This window comes from Pantoea sp. A4 (assembly GCF_000295955.2).
GTDB classification, from domain to species: Bacteria; Pseudomonadota; Gammaproteobacteria; order Enterobacterales; family Enterobacteriaceae; genus Pantoea; species Pantoea multigeneris.
Map to the genome: position 1 here is coordinate 15432 of NZ_ALXE01000070.1, position 20127 is coordinate 35558.

At 55.3% G+C, this 20127-nt stretch carries 14 protein-coding genes; 11 read left to right on the forward strand and 3 right to left on the reverse strand.

Annotated features, from left to right (window positions below):
* Positions 1 to 391 precede the first annotated feature (391 nt).
* The 6 genes from glgB to B880_RS0123910 all read left to right on the forward strand — a co-directional run bounded on the left by glgB (position 392) and on the right by B880_RS0123910 (position 10274).
* Complete coding sequence (glgB, locus tag B880_RS0123885; protein WP_017349986.1) at positions 392 to 2581, forward strand: 1,4-alpha-glucan branching enzyme; 2190 nt, start codon at positions 392 to 394, stop codon at positions 2579 to 2581.
* Positions 2578 to 4551, forward strand: coding sequence for a glycogen debranching protein GlgX (glgX, locus tag B880_RS0123890; protein ID WP_017349987.1), 1974 nt, complete (start codon positions 2578 to 2580; stop codon positions 4549 to 4551). Before glgB ends, glgX begins: the two co-directional genes overlap by 4 nt.
* Positions 4544 to 5836, forward strand: a complete 1293-nt coding sequence (gene glgC, locus B880_RS0123895; protein ID WP_017349988.1) for a glucose-1-phosphate adenylyltransferase — start codon at positions 4544 to 4546, stop codon at positions 5834 to 5836. Before glgX ends, glgC begins: the two co-directional genes overlap by 8 nt.
* Before the next feature lie 68 nt (positions 5837 to 5904).
* Positions 5905 to 7338: a glycogen synthase GlgA gene (gene glgA, locus B880_RS0123900; RefSeq protein ID WP_017349989.1), complete on the forward strand. Its 1434-nt coding sequence runs from the start codon at positions 5905 to 5907 to the stop codon at positions 7336 to 7338.
* Positions 7339 to 7359: 21 nt separating this feature from the next.
* Positions 7360 to 9807, forward strand: coding sequence for a glycogen phosphorylase (glgP, locus tag B880_RS0123905; RefSeq protein WP_017349990.1), 2448 nt, complete (start codon positions 7360 to 7362; stop codon positions 9805 to 9807).
* A gap of 152 nt (positions 9808 to 9959) precedes the next feature.
* Positions 9960 to 10274: a TRL-like family protein gene (locus B880_RS0123910; RefSeq protein ID WP_017349991.1), complete on the forward strand. Its 315-nt coding sequence runs from the start codon at positions 9960 to 9962 to the stop codon at positions 10272 to 10274.
* 137 nt (positions 10275 to 10411) lie between these two features.
* Here B880_RS0123910 and glpD read toward each other — a convergent pair whose 3' ends face one another.
* A complete protein-coding gene (glpD, locus tag B880_RS0123915) occupies positions 10412 to 11920 on the reverse strand; it encodes a glycerol-3-phosphate dehydrogenase (RefSeq protein ID WP_017349992.1) in 1509 nt (502 codons plus the stop codon).
* A gap of 229 nt (positions 11921 to 12149) precedes the next feature.
* Between glpD and glpE the strand changes: the two genes are divergently transcribed.
* The 5 genes from glpE to malQ all read left to right on the forward strand — a co-directional run bounded on the left by glpE (position 12150) and on the right by malQ (position 18760).
* Positions 12150 to 12476: a thiosulfate sulfurtransferase GlpE gene (gene glpE / locus B880_RS0123920; protein WP_017349993.1), complete on the forward strand. Its 327-nt coding sequence runs from the start codon at positions 12150 to 12152 to the stop codon at positions 12474 to 12476.
* A 23-nt stretch (positions 12477 to 12499) separates the two neighbouring features.
* Complete coding sequence (gene glpG / locus B880_RS0123925) at positions 12500 to 13324, forward strand: rhomboid family intramembrane serine protease GlpG (protein WP_026042881.1); 825 nt, start codon at positions 12500 to 12502, stop codon at positions 13322 to 13324.
* A gap of 27 nt (positions 13325 to 13351) precedes the next feature.
* Positions 13352 to 14110, forward strand: coding sequence for a DeoR/GlpR family transcriptional regulator (locus B880_RS0123930; protein ID WP_017349995.1), 759 nt, complete (start codon positions 13352 to 13354; stop codon positions 14108 to 14110).
* Positions 14111 to 14263: 153 nt separating this feature from the next.
* Positions 14264 to 16672, forward strand: coding sequence for a maltodextrin phosphorylase (gene malP, locus B880_RS0123935; protein WP_017349996.1), 2409 nt, complete (start codon positions 14264 to 14266; stop codon positions 16670 to 16672).
* Between the two features lie 9 nt (positions 16673 to 16681).
* Positions 16682 to 18760: a 4-alpha-glucanotransferase gene (gene malQ, locus B880_RS0123940; RefSeq protein WP_017349997.1), complete on the forward strand. Its 2079-nt coding sequence runs from the start codon at positions 16682 to 16684 to the stop codon at positions 18758 to 18760.
* A gap of 44 nt (positions 18761 to 18804) precedes the next feature.
* Here the strand turns inward: malQ and nfuA are convergent, their stop codons facing one another.
* Entirely contained in the window at positions 18805 to 19380 is a 576-nt protein-coding gene (gene nfuA, locus B880_RS0123945; protein ID WP_017349998.1) for a Fe-S biogenesis protein NfuA, read from the reverse strand.
* Between the two features lie 54 nt (positions 19381 to 19434).
* The gene (locus tag B880_RS0123950) at positions 19435 to 20115 is read right to left on the reverse strand and encodes a phosphoribosyltransferase family protein (protein WP_017349999.1); all 681 of its coding nucleotides are present in this window, start codon (positions 20113 to 20115) and stop codon (positions 19435 to 19437) included.
* Between the last annotated feature and the right edge of the window lie 12 nt (positions 20116 to 20127).

Below are 20127 nucleotides of genomic sequence, written 5' to 3' on the forward strand. Positions count from 1 at the left end.
AGTGGATGGCGATACCCTCTCTTTTCCCACTGCTGCATAACCACTCCCGCCTTCACCTCACAAAAATTCCGCTTTATCTCGCATTTTTCTGCAAAGCGCAGCGGAAGGCTTGAATTGTCTGAGTGATCCAGTCGACGGTTTCCCCGCCGATTAAAATAATTTTCAACATTGCTGCAAACAACCAGCAACCCCAAGCTATGATTTAACCATGTTGTGCCGGTAGTTAACTGTTTTGCTTCTCGTAGTAAATGGTTGTTGTACGCGGCAAAGATACTTTCCCATGGATTGGCTCACTTTCTTGCCGTGTACGCAGTGCTCAATGAAGAGCAGCGCAACTGACGTTTTCCTGATGGAGCGTGGTTCGCCTGCCAAATATCACAGGAAGAAAGTCATGTCAGAGCTACCCGATGCCCACGCGATCCATGCTTTGTTCGCGGGCAATTATGCCGATCCGTTTTCACTATTGGGAATGCACCAGACTGCTGATGGGCTAGAAGTCCGTGCGCTGCTGCCTGACGCTTCAGAAGTGTGGGTGATTGAAACGAAAACCGGGCGTAAATGCGCACAGTTGAAATGCATCGACTCACGGGGTTTTTTCAGTGGTGTCATTCCACGCCGTAAAAATCCTTTTCCCTACCAGTTGGCTGTCACCTGGCATGGGCAACAAAACCTGATTGAAGATGCCTACCGCTTCGGCCCGGTCCTCCAGGAAATGGATGCGTGGCTATTAGCCGAAGGCACCCACCTGCGTCCTTATGAAACCCTCGGGGCACACCACGCCGTGGTGGATGGCGTCACAGGCACCCGTTTTGCCGTCTGGGCACCCAATGCCCGGCGCGTCTCGGTGGTGGGCGATTTCAACTTCTGGGATGGCCGCCGTCACCCGATGCGTTTTCGCCGCGAACTGGGCGTGTGGGAACTCTTTATTCCCGGCGCATTTAACGGCCAGCTGTATAAATACGAAGTCATCGACGTGAATGGCCGGATGCGCATTAAAGCGGATCCCTTTGCCATGGAAGCCCAAATGCGGCCGCAAACCGCTTCGCTGATTTGCGGGCTGCCGCCAAAAACGGAAATGAGCGAAAGCCGCAAAGCGGCGAACGGCTTCAACAAACCCATCTCTATTTATGAAGTCCACCTCGGTTCATGGCGGCGACACACTGACAACAACTACTGGCTCAGCTACAAAGAGCTGGCAGAACAGTTGGTCCCCTACGTGAAAGAGATGGGCTTTACTCACATCGAACTGCTGCCCATCAATGAACATCCGTTTGATGGCAGTTGGGGCTATCAGCCGCTGGGCCTCTACGCGCCGACGCGCCGTTTTGGCACCCGCGATGACTTTCGCAAGTTCATTGAGGCCGCACACGCGGCGGACATTAATGTGCTGCTCGACTGGGTGCCAGGCCATTTCCCGAATGATGACTTCGGCCTGGCGCAGTTCGACGGCACTCCGCTATACGAACATGCCGATCCGCGTGAAGGTTATCACCAGGACTGGAACACCCTGATCTACAACTTTGGCCGCCGCGAAGTCAGTAATTTCCTCGCCGGTAATGCCCTCTACTGGCTGGAGCGCTTCGGCATTGATGGTCTGCGTGTCGATGCGGTTGCTTCGATGATCTACCGTGATTACAGCCGGGCGGAAGGCGAGTGGATACCGAACCATTACGGCGGACGGGAAAACCTGGAAGCCATCTCTTTCCTGCGTTACACCAACCGCTCGTTGGGTAAAGCGGCTCCCGGCACCATCACCGTGGCGGAAGAGTCGACGGATTATCATGGTGTCTCCCGGCCTCCCGAAGCGGGCGGTCTTGGCTTCTGGTTTAAATGGAACCTGGGCTGGATGCATGATTCCCTCGACTACATGAAGCTCGATCCGGTGCATCGCCGCTACCATCACAACCTGATGACCTTCGGCATGTTGTACAACTACACGGAAAACTTCGTCCTGCCGCTCTCGCACGATGAAGTGGTACACGGCAAAAAGTCGATTCTCGATCGTATGCCGGGCGATGCATGGCAAAAGTTTGCCAATTTGCGCGCTTACTACGCCTGGATGTGGGCCTTCCCCGGTAAAAAACTCCTGTTTATGGGCAATGAGTTTGCGCAGGGCAAAGAGTGGAATCACGACGTCAGCCTTGACTGGCATCTGCTGGAAGGGGAAGACAACTGGCACCATGGCGTACAGCGTCTGGTACGTGATTTGAACGCCACCTATCGTCACTTCTCACCGCTGTATGAGCTGGACTTCGATCCGCAGGGCTTTGAGTGGCTGGTGGTGGACGACCATGAGAACTCCGTCTTTGTCTTTGTCCGCCGCGACAGCCAGGGGAATGAAATCATTGTTGCCAGTAACTTCACCCCAGTGCCTCGCCACAATTACCGGTTTGGCATTAACCAGGCGGGCGGTTGGCGCGAAGTGCTCAACACTGACCAGAAGGGCTATCACGGCAGTGACCTGAGCAATGGGGGCACTGTTCACAGCGAACAGATCCACAGTCACGGTCGGCCACAGTCACTCAGTCTCACCCTGCCGCCGCTGGCGACGTTGTGGTTGGTGCGGGAGGCCGATAGATGATTGAGGCGGGAAGTGCGGAGCCGCTGGGCGCCAGCTTTGACGGCAAAGGCGTCAACTTTACGCTCTTCTCGCAGCATGCGGAGCGGGTAGAGCTCTGCCTGTTCAGCGCCAGTGGTGATGAACAGCGTTTCACGCTGCCCGCCCGCACTGGCGATATCTGGCACGGCTATATCCCGGCGCTCAAGCCCGGTCAGCGTTACGGCTATCGGGTGTATGGCCCGTGGGAACCTCAGCAGGGGCACCGTTTTAACGCAGAAAAATTGCTGGTCGATCCCTGTGCGCGAGCCATTGAAGGTGATGTCGAAGATGATGAACGCTATGACAGCGAAAACAGCCTCGACAGCGGAAAAATTGCGCCCAAATCCCTTGTCGTAGCAGAGGATTTCGACTGGGGTGAGGCACAGCCGCTGCGCACGTCCTGGGGTAACACCGTTATCTATGAGGCGCATGTACGCGGTTTGACGCGGCGCCATCCGCAAATCCCGGAAAAATTGCGTGGCAGTTATGCCGCGCTCGGGCATCCGGTGATGATTGCCTATTTTAAACGTCTCGGTATCACCGCGCTGGAGCTACTGCCCATCGCCCATTTCGCCAGTGAACCGCGATTATTACGCCTCGGGTTGAGCAACTATTGGGGCTATAACCCGTTTGGCCTGTGGGCGGTAGACCCTTGCTATGCCAGCACCCGCAATCCGCTACGTGAATTCCAGCAGGCGGTAAAAAACCTGCACGCGGCCGGGATTGAAGTGATTTTGGATGTGGTGTTCAACCACACGGCAGAGCTGGAAGAAGAGGGGCCGACCCTCTCAATGCGCGGGGTGGACAACGCCAGCTACTACTGGCTTAGCGAGCAGGGTGCCTATGAAAACTGGACCGGCTGCGGCAACACGCTCAATCTCAGCCATCCACAAGTCATGAACTGGGCGCTGGAAGCGCTGCGTTACTGGGTTCGCGTCTGTCACGTGGATGGTTTTCGCTTTGACCTTGCCACGGTGTTAGGGCGCACGCCGGATTATCACCAGGACGCGCCGCTGTTTGCCGCCATCAAAGCCTGCCCGCTGTTGTCGCAGGTCAAACTGATTGCTGAGCCCTGGGATATCGGTCCGGGAGGGTATCAGGTAGGAAATTATCCGGCGCCTTTTAGCGAATGGAACGATCACTTCCGCGATGTTGCACGGCGTTACTGGCTGCATGGAGAACTCAGCAACGGCGAGTTCGCCCGCCGCTTTGCCGCCAGCAGCGATCTCTACCAGCATCAGGATCGTCAGCCCCATGCCTCCATCAACCTGATCACTGCCCATGACGGCTTTACCCTGCGCGATCTGGTGAGCTTTAGCCGCAAGCATAACGAAGCCAATGGCGAAGAGAACCGCGACGGCAGCAGTAATAACTACAGCCACAATCACGGGAAAGAGGGACTGCACGTCAGCTTCGCGATTACTGAACGGCGGCGTCTGAGTACCCATGCGCTGTTGGTGACGCTGCTGCTGGCGCAGGGAACCCCGATGCTACTCGCCGGTGATGAACGCGGGCATTCGCAGCACGGCAATAACAATGCGTACTGCCAGGACAACCAGCTTAGCTGGCTCGACTGGCATGAAGATAACGGACTGGTGGATTTTACCGCGGCACTTATCCGTCTGCGCCAGCGTATTCCGGCGTTAACCGCCGATAGCTGGTGGCAACCGGATGACGGCAATGTGCAGTGGCTAAATGCCAACGGCCAACCCCTTCAGGATGACGCGTGGTCGCAGGGGGAGCACAGAATGCAAATCCTGCTTTCACAGAACTGGTTAATAACCATTAATGCCACGGAGTCGGTGAGTTACATCACCTTACCAGATGGGGAATGGCGTGCCGTTCCCCCGTTCGCCGGGGATGACAATCCAATCCTGCTTACTGTCTGGCATGGTCCCGCACACGGTGTGTGCGTGTTCCAGAAGCAAACATCAGGAGTCAGACATGGTTAAATTAGAACAAGCCGATCAGCTGATGCTGGCCCGTCAGCTCCCTACTCAAACCGTGGCATTAATCCTTGCTGGCGGGCGTGGTACTCGCCTGCGAGATCTCACTGCCAAACGCGCTAAACCCGCGGTACATTTTGGCGGAAAATTTCGCATCATCGATTTTGCCCTCTCTAACTGCCTTAATTCTGGCATCCGCCGAATTGGTGTGATCACGCAGTACCAGTCACATACGCTGACGCAGCATATCCAACGCGGCTGGGCGATTTTCAACGAAGAGATGAACGAGTTTATTGATCTGCTGCCCGCGCAGCAGCGTTTCACCTCGGAACACTGGTATCGCGGCACCGCAGATGCCGTGACGCAGAATCTCGATATCATTCGACGCTATCGCGCGCAGTACATTGTGATCCTCGCCGGGGATCACATCTACAAAATGGACTATTCGCGCATGCTGCTCGATCACGTTGCCAGCCAGGCACAATGCACCATTGCCTGCTTGCCGGTGCCGATTGCTGAAGCCAGTGCGTTTGGCGTCATGGCGGTAGATGAAGGCAATAAAGTGGTGGGATTTGTCGAAAAGCCGACTAACCCACCGGCGATGCCCGGTGACGATACGCAGTCATTAGCCAGCATGGGGATCTACGTCTTTAACGCCGCTTATCTCTATCAGCTGCTGGAAGAAGACCTGCTGGAAGAGAAATCCCATCACGATTTTGGCAAGGATCTGCTGCCGAAAATTGTCGCTAGCGGGGAAGCTTACGCTCACTCGTTCACTCTCTCTTGCGTACAGAGTGATGACAGCGCCACCCCTTACTGGCGTGATGTCGGTACGCTGGAAGCCTACTGGCGTGCCAACCTCGATCTCGCTTCAGTCACACCTGAGCTCGATATGTATGACCACAGCTGGCCGATTCGTACCCATATGGAGCCGCTGCCGCCAGCGAAGTTTGTGCAGGACCGCTCCGGGAGCCATGGGATGACCATGAATTCACTGGTTTCCGGCGGCTGCATTATTTCCGGCTCGGTGGTGGTTAACTCAGTGCTGTTCTCCCGTGTACGTATTAACTCGTTCTGCAATATTGACTCCAGTGTGCTGCTGCCCGATGTGACAGTAGGGCGCTCCTGTCGTTTGCGGCGCTGTGTTATCGATCGGGCCTGCGTGATCCCAGAAGGTATGGTGATTGGTGAAAACCCCGACGAAGACAGCCGCCGTTTTTACCGTTCGGAAGAAGGCATTGTTTTGGTTACCCGCTTGATGCTGGCGAAGCTGGCGCAAGACGGGACGTAAAAAAACAAGACTACACACAAGCAATTGACGCGAGGATCGCGCCAGATAACCGATTTAAGAGGTCGAGGATGCAGGTTTTACATGTCTGTTCTGAGCTGTTTCCATTGCTGAAAACCGGCGGGTTAGCGGATGTTGTCGGCGCATTACCACAAGCACAAATCGCGGTGGGTACGGACACCCGCGTCCTTATTCCGGCCTATCCGGCGTTACTTAAAGGGATCCCGGATGTGGAAGAGGTGGCGGGGCTGCAAACCTTTGCCGGTTATGTGCGCCTGCTCTATGGCCAGTTTGATGGGGTTGGTATCTACTTGATCGACGCGCCAGGCTTATATGAGCGCGCGGGTAGCCCCTACCATGATGAATCGCAATTTGCCTATACCGATAACTATCTGCGGTTTGCGTTACTGGGTTGGATGGGCTGTGAACTGGCCTGTGGACTGGACACCTTCTGGCGACCCGATGTGGTCCACGCCCATGACTGGCACGCCGGTCTGACCTGCGCGTATCTGGAAGCGCGTGGACGTCCGGCAAAATCGGTGTTCACCGTACATAATCTGGCCTATCAGGGGTTGTTCTCCGCACATCATCTGGCGGCGATCCAACTGCCGGCTTCGTTCTTCAATATGCATGGGCTGGAGTTCTATGGACAGATCTCCTACCTGAAAGCCGGTCTGTTCTATGCCGATCATATTACTGCAGTCAGCCCGACGTATGCTCTGGAGATCACCCGCCCGGAGTTTGGTTACGGTATGGAAGCGCTGTTGGCCCAGCGCCTGCGTGAAGGACGCTTAACCGGCATCTTAAACGGCGTTGATCCTGGTATCTGGGACCCGGCCCATGACCTGTTGCTCAGCGCACGTTACAACCGCGATACGGTTGAAGCGAAAGCGGAGAACAAACGGCAGTTGCAGGTCACCATGGGGCTAAAAGTGGATGACAGCGTGCCACTGTTTGCCGTGGTGAGCCGCTTAACCAAGCAAAAAGGGTTGGATCTGGTGCTGGAAGCGCTGCCTGGATTACTGGCTCAAGGCGGGCAACTGGTGCTGTTGGGCCAGGGCGATGCGGACTTGCAGCAGGGTTTTCTCGCGGCGGCGGCAGAGCACCCTGGTAGTGTCGGGGTACAAATCGGTTATCACGAAGCATTTTCCCATCGCATTGTGGGCGGCGCGGATATCATTATGGTGCCGAGCCGCTTTGAGCCTTGCGGGCTGACACAACTGTATGGTCTGAAATATGGCACGTTACCGCTGGTGCGGCGTACCGGCGGGCTGGCCGATACAGTGAGCGACAGCTCGCTGGAAAACCTTGCCGATGGCATCGCCAGCGGCTTCTGCTTTGAAGATAGCAATGCCTGGTCGTTACTGCGCGCTATCCGGCGTGCATTTGTTTTATGGTCTCGTCCTTCGCTGTGGCGCTATGTGCAACGTCAGGCGATGGGGATGGATTTTAGCTGGCAGGTCGCTGCGCTCGCCTACCGCGATCTATATCAACGCTTGTTGTAATCGTAGACAGGGATATTTGATATGAACGTACCATTCACTTATGCCTCACCCACGCTAACGGTCGATGCGCTGAAACATTCGATTGCCTATAAGCTGATGTTTACTATTGGTAAAGATCCTTCGGTCGCCAACAAGCACGAGTGGCTGAATGCCGCGCTGCTGGCGGTACGTGACCGTATGGTAGAGCGTTGGCTGCGTTCCAGTCGCGCTCAGCTCTCGCAGGATGTCCGTCAGGTTTACTATTTGTCGATGGAGTTCCTGATGGGCCGCACGCTGGGCAATGCCCTGCTGGCGATGGGGATCTACGAAGATCTGGACAATGCCCTCAACGAAATGGGGCTGGATCTGGCGGAGTTAATGGAAGAAGAGAGCGATCCCGGCTTGGGTAACGGCGGTCTGGGCCGTTTGGCAGCCTGTTTCCTCGACTCTTTAGCCACAATGGGCCTGCCGGGGCACGGCTATGGCATCCGTTACGACTATGGCATGTTCAAACAGAATATCGTGGATGGACAGCAAAAAGAGTCACCGGACTACTGGCTGGAGTATGGCAATCCGTGGGAGTTCCAGCGTTATAACACGCGCTACAAAGTGCGTTTCGGTGGCCGTATTCAGCATGAGGGCAGCAAGGTCCGCTGGCTGGAGACCGAAGAGATCCTGGCCACCGCATACGACCAAATTGTGCCAGGGTTCGACACTGATGCCACCAACACGCTGCGGTTATGGGGCGCGCAGGCCAGTAATGAGATCAACCTCGGTAAGTTTAACCAGGGCGACTATTTTGCTGCGGTGGAAGATAAGAACCACTCTGAGAACGTTTCACGCGTGCTCTATCCTGATGACTCAACCTATTCAGGGCGCGAGTTAAGGCTGCGTCAGGAGTATTTCCTCGTGTCGGCCACGGTGCAGGATATTCTCGATCGCCACTGGCAAATGCATGAAACCTGGGACAATCTGGCTGACAAAATTGCTATCCACCTCAACGATACTCACCCGGTGCTGGCGATTCCTGAGCTGATGCGCCTGCTGATTGATGAGCATAAATTTAGCTGGGACGATGCGTTTGAAGTCACCTGCCAGGTGTTCTCCTACACCAACCATACCCTGATGAGCGAAGCGCTGGAAACCTGGCCGGTCGATATGATTGGCAAAATCCTGCCGCGTCACCTGGGGATTATTTTCGAAATCAATGATTTCTTCCTGAAAACCATTCAGGAGTATTACCCCAATGACAACGCGCTGTTATCACGCATCTCGATCATTGACGAAACCAATGGTCGTCGCGTCAGAATGGCATGGCTGGCGGTGGTTGCCAGCCACAAAGTAAACGGTGTGTCGGAGCTGCACTCAAACCTGATGGTGCAGTCGCTGTTTGCGGATTTTGCCCGCCTGTTCCCCGGACGTTTCTGCAATAAAACCAATGGCGTTACCCCACGCCGCTGGCTGGCGCTGGCTAACCCTTCGCTCTCTGACGTGCTGGACGAGAGCATTGGCCGCAACTGGCGTACCGACCTGAGTCAGCTGGGCGAACTGGTTCCGCAGGCGGACTTTCCCGGCTTTGTTGAGCAGGTCGCGACGGCGAAACATGTGAACAAGCGTCGCCTCGCCGAGTGGGTGGCGAAGAACATGGATATCGTGCTGGACCCGAATGCGTTGTTCGATGTGCAGATAAAACGTATTCATGAATATAAGCGCCAACTGCTCAATGTGCTGCATGTTATTACCCGCTACAATCGTATTAAAAACGATCCTACGGCGAAATGGGTGCCGCGCGTGAATATTTTTGCGGGTAAAGCGGCGTCGGCTTATTATATGGCGAAACATATTATTCACCTGATTAACGATGTCGCTCAGGTGATTAATAATGATCCGGACGTGAAGAATAAACTTAAAGTGGTGTTTATTCCTAACTACAGCGTCAGTCTGGCGCAGATCATTATTCCTGCCGCCGATCTCTCTGAGCAAATATCCACCGCAGGAACGGAAGCCTCAGGCACCAGTAATATGAAGTTTGCATTAAACGGCGCATTAACTATTGGCACGCTGGATGGCGCGAATGTGGAGATGCTGGAGCACGTGGGTGAGGAGAATATCTTTATCTTCGGTAATACCACTCCGCAGGTCGAGCAGCTACGGCAGCAGGGCTACAATCCGCGTAAATACTTTGATGAAGACGAAGAGTTGCGCCAGGTGTTGACGCAGATCGCGACAGGCGTGTTTAGCCCGCAGGAGCCAAACCGTTACCGCAATCTGTTTGATGCGCTGGTGAACTTTGGCGATCACTACCAGCTGCTGGCGGATTACCGTAGCTATGTAGATACGCAAGATAAGGTTGATGCGTTATATAAAGAACCCGAAGAGTGGCAGCGCCGGGCGGTATTGAATATTGCTAATATGGGCTATTTCTCTTCGGACAGGACGATTCAGGAGTATGCGGATGAGATATGGCATATATCTCCGGTAAGATTGTAGAAAATAAACAAGATGTAGCTTGTTTATTAAGAAAATAAATTCGCAGTATGTAAAGTTTATTACATCTGCACACTAAATCGTAATGTTGCTGTCATTATAAGGCGGCCCTGAAAGGGGCCGCTTTTTTTTATTATTTTTATTAAGGATGAAAAATGAAAAAAACATTATCCGTTTTATCTCTGGTTACCGCTGCACTGCTGCTCACTGGTTGTGCGGCAGGGCCAACCCCTACGGGCCTGGGTTTGATTACCAATGTGAAAGGCCCAATCATGGCGACCGATCAGACCGGCGATAAAAAAGGGCAGTCCTGTGCCATCTCGGTACTGGGCTTGTATAACAATGGTGACGCATCGATTGAGAGCGCGAAAGCCGAAGGCAAGATTCGCAAAGTGGTGTCAGTGGACTATCACACCGAAGGTTTTTATCCGTTCTACGGTAAAACCTGTACCCTGGTAACAGGCCTCTGATTAGCGTTTCAGGCAGTTGCACTGTGTTGAACGTGCAGGTCAATCATCCTCGCCAGTTACGTTGACGCGAGGCTAAAAAAACGGCCCCGGAGCGCAAGGCTACCGGGGCCGTTTTTCATGCAATGCCGTGGGTCAGATTAGCTTGCCAGCGACAGCGAAGGCTTCTTTGCATGGGCGGCTAACCATTCGCTAATGCGCGCCTGCTGCTCTTTTGTCAGCCACATACCCTGCTTGGTACGACGCCAGATCGCATCATCCAGTTCGCGCACCCACTCGTTCTGCACCAGGTAGCGCAGTTCGGCTTCATAGAAGTCATGACCAAAGTTTTCACCCAGATCTTCAAGGCCTTTGGCTCCCGCCAGCACTTTCTCACTGTTGCTGCCGTAGGTGCGGGCAAAATGACGCGCCATACCTTCGGTGATAAACGGATAACGACGACGCAGGCTGGCCGCGTAATCTTCACGGCTTCCGGCAATATCGCCACCCGGTAATACGGCAGTTTTGGTCCAGGCAGCACCCGCATGCGGATAGTACTTCGCCAGTTTCTCCAACGCGTGCTCGGCCAGCTTACGGTAGGTGGTTAGCTTGCCGCCAAACACCGACAAGAGAGGTGCTGCGCCATTCTCATCGTGTACATCCAGCGTGTAATCACGGGTGATCGCCTGAGGTGAATCAGATTCATCATCACACAGTGGGCGCACGCCCGAATAAGTCCAGACGATGTCATCACGGCTCAGGTTGTTTTTAAAGTGGCCGTTAAACACCTTCAGCAAATAATCGATCTCGTTATCATCGATGCGTACATCTTTCGGATCGCCTTTGTACTCCACGTCAGTCGTGCCGATGATGGAGAACTCATCCATCCACGGAATCACAAACACGATGCGATTATCTTCGTTTTGCAGGATATAGGCCTGCTTTTCACGGTGCACACGAGGCACAACAATGTGGCTACCCTTGATCAGGCGAATGCCATACGGTGATTTCAGCTTCAGGCTGTCGTCGAACAGCTGCTTAACCCACGGGCCTGCCGCATTGACCAGACCTTTAGCCTGCCAGGTATAGAGCTTGCCGCTATCCACGTCTTCGGCCTCAACGATCCACAGGCCATTTTCACGCCATGCACGGGTTACGCGAGTGCGGGTACGCACTTCGCCGCCGCGTTTTTCCACTTCTTGCGCATTCAGCACCACCAGGCGAGCGTCATCAACCCAGCAGTCAGAATATTCGAAACCGCGTGTAATTTCAGATTTTAACTGCGAATCCGCGCCAAAACGCAAGCTTTTACTGCCGGGTAAGCTGGTGCGTTTGCCGAGGTGATCGTACATAAACAGACCCAGGCGAATCATCCATGCCGGTCGCAGATGCGGTCGGTGTGGCAGGCGGAAGCGCATCGGGAAAGCGATGTGCGGTGCCATTTTCAGCAGCACTTCACGCTCAGCCAGCGCTTCGCTAACCAGGCGGAATTCGTAGTGTTCCAGGTAGCGCAGGCCACCATGAATAAGTTTTGAACTGGCAGATGAGGTAGCACAGGCCAGATCCCGCGCCTCCAGCATCAGCACTGACAGGCCGCGTCCTGCAGCATCCGCTGCAATGCCAGCGCCGTTGATGCCGCCGCCGATCACGATCAGGTCTTTGGTTTCCACGTCATCTCCTCCGATGTTCGGAATAGTTCTTTAATGTTCGTTTTCGAGCATTATAATAATCGCAAACAAACATTGATGCCAGCGCTTAACCACGAAAAAACAATTTTGCGTGACGCAATTAACATTCCTGCGCCAGAAATATCACATCAACCTTATAAAATGTCAGGTTATTGCACCTGCAACTCGGGTTACACTAAGCGCCAAATGTGACGCAGTAATGAGAGACACCATGGAAACCTTCGAATGTATTGATGTTCAGCAAGCTCAGGAACACCTGGCACAAGGTGCGCTGCTGGTGGATATCCGCGATCCACAAACCTTTGCTCTCGGCCATGCCACTGATGCCCTGCACCTGTCGAACAGCAACTTAAATGACTTCATTGCCAGCGCCGATCGCAGCAAAGCGGTACTGGTGATGTGCTATCACGGCAACAGCAGCAAAGGTGCCGCACAATATCTGTTAAATCAGGGTTTTGCGGCGGCATACAGCATTGACGGTGGCTTTGATGCCTGGCGCGCCGTATTCCCGGCTCAGGTAGCGAGTGGCGCTGAGTAAACCTTGATGGAGCGAGGAAGATGATACGCATCACGCAATTTAACCATCCGCGTACCGCGCAGGCCTTTGTTGACTACATGGCGACGCGCGGTGTGCAACTGCGGATTGAGCAGGAAGGCCATTCTGTGGTCATGCTCGACGACGAGTCGAAACTGGAGATGGTCGAAAACGAGCTTAATCAGTTTATTCGCGATCCTGATAATCCGCGCTATCACGCCGCCAGCTGGCAAACCGGTAATACCCGCAACAGCCTGCGTTATGAACGCACTCACTTCTGGGCCAACATCCGTGAGCGTGCTGGCCCACTGACCATGACCCTGATGATCGCCTGCGTGGCGGTGTTTATTCTGATGCAGATCGTCGGGGATGAAACGGTACTGATGTGGCTCGGCTGGCCCGCAGGCCCACAGCAATATTTCCAGATATGGCGCTGGTTCAGCCATGCTTTACTGCATTTCTCTCTGCTGCATATCGTCTTTAACCTGATGTGGTGGTGGTATCTGGGGGGCGCGGTAGAGAAGCGGTTGGGCAGCGGTAAGCTGTTCGTGATCATGCTGATTTCCGCACTGCTGAGTGGCTGGATGCAGGATAAATTCAGTGGCATCTGGTTTGGCGGGCTTTCCGGCGTCGTCTATGCGCTGATGGGCTATTGCTGGCTACGCGGCGAGCGCGATCCCGAAAGCGGCATTTACCTTGAACGCGGCCTGATTGGTTTCGCGATCCTCTGGCTGGTGATTGGTTGGTATGGCGTGCTGGGCCTCGATATCGCCAATGCTGCGCACATTGTTGGCCTGCTGGTCGGCCTGGCAATGGCGTATGTCGATACCCGTAAACCCAGACGTCAGTAACTGGATGAGTGAGTACAGGAGAGTAATGTGAAGCAGACGCAACGTCACGACGGCATTATCGATTTGGTTCGCCGTCAGGGCTATGTCAGTACTGAAGAGCTGGTGGAGCACTTTGCCGTCAGCCCGCAGACCATCCGGCGCGATCTCAACGATCTGGCCGATCAAAACCGTATTCAACGTCATCACGGTGGTGCGGCGCTGCCTTCCAGCTCGGAAAACACCGCCTGGCAAGATCGTAAAATGATGTGGTCGGCCGAAAAAGCGCGTATCGCGCAGCGTGTAGCCAGCCAGATCCCAGACGGCGCTACGCTGTTTATTGATATCGGCACCACGCCGGAAGCGGTAGCCCACGCGCTGATGAACCACAGTAATCTGCGTATCGTCACCAACAATCTTAACGTTGCCATGCTGTTGATGGGCAAACCCGATTTCCGTTTGATTATTGCGGGCGGTGAAGTGCGCACCCGCGACGGCGGTATTATGGGCGAGGCGACGCTGGACTTTATCTCCCAGTTCCGCCTCGACTACGGCATTCTCGGCATCAGCGGCATCGATATGGACGGCTCGCTGCTGGAGTTTGACTACCATGAGGTCCGTACCAAGCGGGCCATTATTGAGAATTCGCGCTGCGTTATGTTGGTATGTGACCACTCGAAGTTCGGTCGTAACGCGATGGTGAATCTCGGTAGCATGAGCCTGGTGGATTACCTCTATACCGATCAAACACCGCCAGCCAGCGTGCTGAAAGTGATTGAACAGCACGAAGTTCAGCTCGAACTCTGCTAATTCCTACGCTGACCAGCGCTCGCTGGTCAGCCTTTTTGCTGCTTTTGTGTGAACCCTGTCGCTTTTTTATCCTTTGCCGTCTTAAATTAAACCGTTGCTGGTCGTGCGCAGCCCAGACTCACCTTGTTGAAAACGGATTCGGAAGGGATTGATATGTCACAGCAGAAATTTAATAAAGCCCGTTTTGTCGCCGCTCTGACCCGCCAATGGCAACATGCCGGATTTACCTCACCGCAACAGCTCTCGCTGCATCACTGGTGGCAGGTACTTTCAGGCGCTTTAAATGAAGTTCTGACCGCCGCCCCGGCGGCTGCGGCCGGACGTAAAAATCAGCGTCACGTTAACTATCTTTCAATGGAATTTCTGTTGGGACGCCTCACCGGCAATAACCTGATTAACCTCGGTTGGTATGACGATGTTCGCGCGGTACTGGCGGACTATGAGGTGCCGTTGGGTGAACTGCTGGAGGAGGAAGTGGACCCGGCTTTGGGCAACGGCGGGCTAGGGCGTCTCGCCGCTTGCTATCTGGACTCGATGGCAACCGTCGGGCAGCCAGCCACCGGGCATGGGTTGAACTATCAGTATGGCCTGTTCCGCCAGTCATTTGATGAAGGACATCAGCATGAAGATCCCGATGACTGGCAGCGGGACAGCTATCCGTGGTTTCGCCATCAAGTAGCATTGGATGTGCAGGTTGGCTTGGGCGGTGACGTCGTGGAGGGTGCTGAGGGGCAAGCGCTCTGGCAGCCTGCGGTAATACTAAAGGGGGAAGCCTGGGATCTCCCGGTTATCGGCTATCGCAATGGCGTGACCTTGCCGCTGCGTCTGTGGAAAGCCAGCAGCGATACCCCGTTTGATTTGACGCGCTTTAATAACGGTGAGTTTTTACAGGCAGAGCAAAACGGTATTGAGGCCGCCAAACTGACCAAAGTGCTCTATCCCAACGACAATCATGAGCAGGGCAAGCGGCTGCGCCTGATGCAGCAATACTTCCAGTGTGCCTGCGCGGTTGGCGATATTCTGCGTCGTCACCACCTCGCCGGACGTACTATTCAATCGTTACCGGATTACGAAGTTATCCAGCTGAATGATACTCACCCGACAATTGCTATCCCGGAAATGCTCCGCCTGCTGCTGGATGAGCACCAGCTCAGTTGGGAAGAGGCGTGGCACATTACCAGCCGGGTGTTTGCCTATACCAACCACACCTTGATGCCGGAGGCGCTGGAACGCTGGGACAAGCGCCTGATGCGCAGTCTGCTACCGCGTCATATGCAGATCATCAAAGAGATTAACCGTCGGCTTAAACAAGTCGTGACCCGCCGCTGGCCGAAGGATAAGGCGCTGTGGCGCAAGCTGGCGGTGGTGGCTGACAATCAGGTGCGCATGGCGAACCTGTGTGTGGTTGGCAGCTTTGCGGTCAATGGCGTGGCGGCACTGCATTCGGAACTGGTGGTGAAAGATCTGTTCCCGGAGTATGCCGAGCTGTGGCCGGAAAAATTCCATAACGTCACCAATGGCATCACGCCGCGTCGCTGGCTAAAACAGTGCAACCCTGGTCTGGCGGGCCTGATTGATGAAACGCTTGAAGGCGAGTGGGCTAACGACTTAGACGCACTGAGCGATCTTGAACACTATGCTGATGACCTGGTGTTCCGCGAGCGCTATCGCAATATTAAGCAGGCCAATAAAGCGCGCCTGACACGTTACATTGCGCGCGTGACCGGTATTGAGGTTAATCCTGAGGCGCTGTTTGACGTGCAGATTAAACGCCTGCACGAGTACAAACGTCAGCACCTTAGCCTGCTGCACATTCTCTACTGCTACCATCAGTTGCTGGAAAATCCGGACAACCCACACTTCACACCCCGCGTGTTTATCTTCGGGGCGAAGGCCGCGCCCGGCTACTATCTGGCGAAGAATATTATTTACGCCATTAATAAAGTCGCCGAGGTCGTCAATCAGGATCCGCGCGTGGGTGACCGTCTGAAAGTGGTCTTTATCCCAGACTACCGTATTACCGCCGCAGAACTGATTATCCCAGCGGCAGACCTTTCCGAGCAGATCTCCACCGCAGGTTATGAAGCTTCCGGCACCGGCAATATGAAGCTGGCGCTGAATGGTGCCATCACCATTGGTACGCTGGATGGGGCCAACGTCGAGATTGCGCAGCAGGTCGGAGAGGAGAACATTTTTATTTTTGGTCATACGGTGGATGAAGTTAAAGTGTTGAAAGCAGGGGGCTATGATCCGAAGAAGCTGCGTAAAAAAGACAAGGTGCTGGACGGTTTGCTGAAGTCGCTGGAGAAAGGCAAATACAGCGATGGCGATAAACATGCCTTTGATTTGCTGCTGGATAGCCTGACCAAAAACGGCGATCCCTGGCTGGTTCTGGCGGATTTCGACGCTTATGTGCAGGCGCAAATCCGCGTGGAGTCCCTGTGGAAAAATCCACAGGCGTGGACCCGAACTGCGATTCTGAATACCGCGCGTACCGGGATGTTCAGTTCAGATCGCTCGATTCGGGATTACCAGCAACGCATCTGGCAGGCGCAGCGCTAAGGAGCCACCATGACGAATCGCTCGCTGGATCAGGCCGCGCAGGCGGCCGGGATCGCACTGGAATTCACCAACGCGCTTGGCAAAAAAGAAGCCATCCGTGATGAGACTAAGCAGGCGCTGCTGGCGGTGATGGGCAACCCGCAGATGCAAAAGCCCGGCCCGTTACCGCCTGCGGTGGTCCTGCGCGGCAACCAGGCGCGCCGTTTGCTAGTCACAGGACGCGGGCACTTTCACTGGCAGCTGGAGAGTGAACAGGGCAAGCAGTTTAGCGGAGAGGTGTCGGCGGGGGCTGAGCTGCCACTGCCGAAACGTCTGGCGCAGGGCTACCATCGGTTAACTCTGACCCAGGGGAAAAAGCGCTGGCAGACACAGGTGATTATTGCGCCACGTCGCTGCTATCTGCCTGCTGCGTTGGAAAATGGCGGGAAACGCTGGGGGGCTTTGGTTCAGCTCTATACGTTGCGTTCAGCCAACAACTGGGGCGTGGGGGATTTTGGCGATCTGCAACAGTTGCTGCAACAGGTGGGCGCTCAGGGTGGAGATTTCGTCGGGCTGAATCCACTGCATGCGCTCTATCCTGCCAGCCCCGCCTTTGCCAGCCCCTACAGTCCTGCCTCACGGCGCTGGTTGAATGTGTTGTATATCGACGTTGCTCAGGTGGACGATTTCCAGCACAGCAAAGCCGCGCAGCGCTGGTGGCAACAGGCAAAAACGCGCAAGGCTCTTGAACAGGCGCGCGCCAGCGAGTGGGTGGATTATCCGGCGGTCACGGCACTGAAAATCACGGCACTGCGCCACGCCTGGACGCAGTTTAGTCAGCGGCCTGTGGAGGATGAACAGCAGCAGGCTTTTGCACTGTTTGTCCAGCAGGGCGGTGATAGCCTGCGTTATCAGGCCGCTTATGATGGCTTGCAAGGCGAGCTACGCCACGGTAAGGCGGATTTCTGCGGCTGGCCGGACTGGCCAGAAGCCTGGCAGCACAGCCAGACTGCGGAGGTGCAGGCGTGGTGTGCGGCTCATGAAGATGAAATCGCCTTTTGGCAGTGGTTACAGTGGCTGGCGCAGCGCCAATTGGCTCAGTGCTGGCAAGTCAGCCAGCAGTCCGGCATGAGCGTCGGTTTGTACCGCGATTTGGCGGTAGGGGAAGCCGCGGGCAGCAGTGAAACCTGGCACGATCCTGAACTGTATCGCCTCAAGGCCTCCGTGGGCGCACCACCCGATCGACTTGGCCCTCAGGGACAGAACTGGGGCTTACCCCCGCTTGATCCTCACGTGATGCAGGCGCGGGCTTATCAGCCGTTTATCGATCTGCTGCGCGCCAATATGCGCGACTGTGGCGCACTGCGTATTGACCATGTGATGTCACTGCTGCGCCTGTGGTGGATCCCGGCTGGCGGCGGTGCAGATAAAGGCGCCTATGTCAGCTATCCGGTGGCGGATCTGTTGGGCATTCTGGCGCTGGAGAGCCAGCGTCAGCGTTGTATGGTGATTGGCGAAGACCTCGGTACGGTTCCGCGTGAGATTGTCAGCCTGTTGCGTAACAGCGGGGTTTTCTCGTGGAAAGTGCTGTGGTTTGAACAGAACCAGGATGGCCGTTATCGCCAGCCCGAGGCGTATCCAGAGCAGTCTATCGCCAGCGCCAGCACACACGACCTGCCCACGCTGTATGGCTTTTGGCAGGCGGGTGATTTGCAGCTTGGCGACAAGCTGGGGCTCTATCCTGGTGAAGCGGTGTTGGCGTCTCTGTATGCCGAGCGGGCGAAGCAAAAGCAGGCGCTGCTGGATGCACTGCATCTGGCGGGCGTGATGCCAGCACGCAGCGCAAAACAGGCGGAAAAGCTGGCGATGACCCCGCAGCTCAACCTGGCTATGCACCGCTATCTGGCGCAGACCGGCAGTGCGCTGCTGGGATTGCAGGTGGAAGACTGGCTCGGGATGACTTCTCCTGTGAACGTGCCGGGCACGGTTACGCAATATCCCAACTGGCGACGCAAAATCAGTGTGCCGCTGGAGGCGATTTTTGACGATGCGACAGTGAAACGTCTGTTGAAAGCGGTGAGTCAGGTACGGGGGAAATCGCGGGTATAGCCGGGGAGAAAACAACGGCGCGACGGGTGTCGCGCCGATTGGCATCAGTAGTAGGAGTGTTCGCCACGCTGATGTTCGGTCAAGTCGCGCACGCCTTTCAGCTCAGGGAAAGTCGCCAGCAGCTCTTTTTCGATCCCTTCTTTCAGGGTCACATCGACCATTGAACAGCCGTTACAGCCGCCGCCAAATTGCAGAATGGCAAAGCCTTCATCGGTGATTTCCATCAGCGTAACTTTACCGCCGTGGCTGGCAAGCTGTGGGTTAATCTGAGCCTGCAACTGATACTCAACGCGTTCTACCAGCGGTGCGTCATCTGACACTTTACGCATTTTGGCGTTAGGGGCTTTCAGCGTCAGCTGGGAACCGAGGTTATCGGTCACGAAGTCGATCTCGGCTTCTTCCAGGTAAGGTGCGCTCAGCTCGTCAACAAAGGCTGACAGTTTTTCAAATTTCAACTCGGTATCGGTAGCTTCTACCGCATCCGGTGGGCAGTAAGAAACCCCGCACTCCGCAGTGGGTGTGCCTGGGTTAATCACGAACACGCGGATCTGGGTGCCGGGTTCTTGTTTGGACAGCAGCTTGGAGAAGTGCTCCTGGGCAGAGTCGGTAATCACGATCATGGCGGTTGCTCAATTGTTAACTACAGTGTTTATAGTACGCCCATCACCGCCGCTCTACAAGGTACGGCACAGGCAACCTGTTTGTATGCTGGCTGCGCCCTGCGCCAGCAATGTGCGGCTTATTTCCGCCACGGTACTGCCCGTGGTGACCACATCATCAATAAGGGCGATATGGCGTCCCTGCACCGCGATTTCAAGGTGGAAAGCACCCTGCAAATTCGCTTTACGCTGCTGCGCATTCAACTGGTGCTGAGGTGAACGCGCCCCGGTACGCACCAGACCCTGACTAAATTCGGCATGAAGCCAGTGCGCCAGCGGTGCTGCAAGCAAGGCCGTTTGATTGTAGCCGCGTTGCCATGCGCGTCGGTGGTGGAGCGGGACGCACAGCACCAAATCCGGTTTTGGCAGTAGCAGTTGACGCCTCATGTGCTGAAAGCTTAGCAAAAGTAGCCGTGCCAGCATCACTCTGAGTGCGGTCACGCCTGAAAACTTTAGATCTCGCACCCAATGACTGAGCGGTGGCTGATAGTTGCCAACACAGACAAGCGCCTGCCACGGCGGCGGCGTGCGCTGGCAGCGTAGACAGGCCTGATGTGCGCTGGCGGCCGGTAAAGCACAACGTGGGCACAGGGTAGGGAGCGTAGGCAACTGACGCAGGCACAGGCTGCACAGGCCGTGCTGCGGCAGTTGAAGTGGCAAGCGGCATAGCCAGCAGGTAGCGGGTATTGGTAGCATAACGACCTCCTT

Coding starts and splice junctions, on each gene's coding strand:
- nfuA (WP_017349998.1), bottom strand. CDS start 19,380: ATGATCGTGATTACCGACTCTGCCCAGGAGCACTTCTCCAAGCTGCTG.
- glgX (WP_017349987.1), top strand. CDS start 2,578: ATGATTGAGGCGGGAAGTGCGGAGCCGCTGGGCGCCAGCTTTGACGGC.
- malP (WP_017349996.1), top strand. CDS start 14,264: ATGTCACAGCAGAAATTTAATAAAGCCCGTTTTGTCGCCGCTCTGACC.
- glpE (WP_017349993.1), top strand. CDS start 12,150: ATGGAAACCTTCGAATGTATTGATGTTCAGCAAGCTCAGGAACACCTG.
- glgB (WP_017349986.1), top strand. CDS start 392: ATGTCAGAGCTACCCGATGCCCACGCGATCCATGCTTTGTTCGCGGGC.
- glgA (WP_017349989.1), top strand. CDS start 5,905: ATGCAGGTTTTACATGTCTGTTCTGAGCTGTTTCCATTGCTGAAAACC.
- B880_RS0123910 (WP_017349991.1), top strand. CDS start 9,960: ATGAAAAAAACATTATCCGTTTTATCTCTGGTTACCGCTGCACTGCTG.
- glgP (WP_017349990.1), top strand. CDS start 7,360: ATGAACGTACCATTCACTTATGCCTCACCCACGCTAACGGTCGATGCG.
- B880_RS0123950 (WP_017349999.1), bottom strand. CDS start 20,115: ATGCTACCAATACCCGCTACCTGCTGGCTATGCCGCTTGCCACTTCAA.
- glgC (WP_017349988.1), top strand. CDS start 4,544: ATGGTTAAATTAGAACAAGCCGATCAGCTGATGCTGGCCCGTCAGCTC.
- malQ (WP_017349997.1), top strand. CDS start 16,682: ATGACGAATCGCTCGCTGGATCAGGCCGCGCAGGCGGCCGGGATCGCA.